Source organism: Paenibacillus sp. 7516, assembly GCF_002272715.1.
In the GTDB taxonomy this organism is placed as follows: domain Bacteria; phylum Bacillota; class Bacilli; order Paenibacillales; family Paenibacillaceae; genus Paenibacillus; species Paenibacillus illinoisensis_A.
In genome coordinates this window covers 1-252 of sequence record NZ_NPBI01000064.1, presented here as the reverse complement: position 1 = coordinate 252, position 252 = coordinate 1, and the positions used below count along the sequence as shown (strand labels likewise).

General features: G+C 29.0%; 1 protein-coding gene. It reads right to left on the bottom strand.

Annotated elements, in window-relative coordinates; genetic code table 11:
* On the bottom strand, nucleotides 1-239 hold a 239-nt coding region (locus CHI14_RS30370), incomplete at its 3' end, for a hypothetical protein (protein ID WP_212677034.1).
* Between the last annotated feature and the right edge of the window lie 13 nt (nucleotides 240-252).

Sequence of the window (252 nt, the reverse complement as noted above, 5' to 3'; positions counted from 1 at the left end):
TATTTAATAAAATATGTTTTTCTTTCATCAATTAAAGGCCAAACAATTTCAGGGACCCTGATTTTTTTTGTTTCTCCAATTTCCAGTGTAACTTCAATATAGTTCTTATTGTTCTGTACAAATTTTTTCTCTACTGTACCGACAGTCACAGTGCTTGATGTTATAAAAAAGTAATAAACAAAAAATAAAACGACTATGCAAAACAAGGATAATAGAACGTTCTTTTTCTTTTTACTCATCTTACCTCCCGTA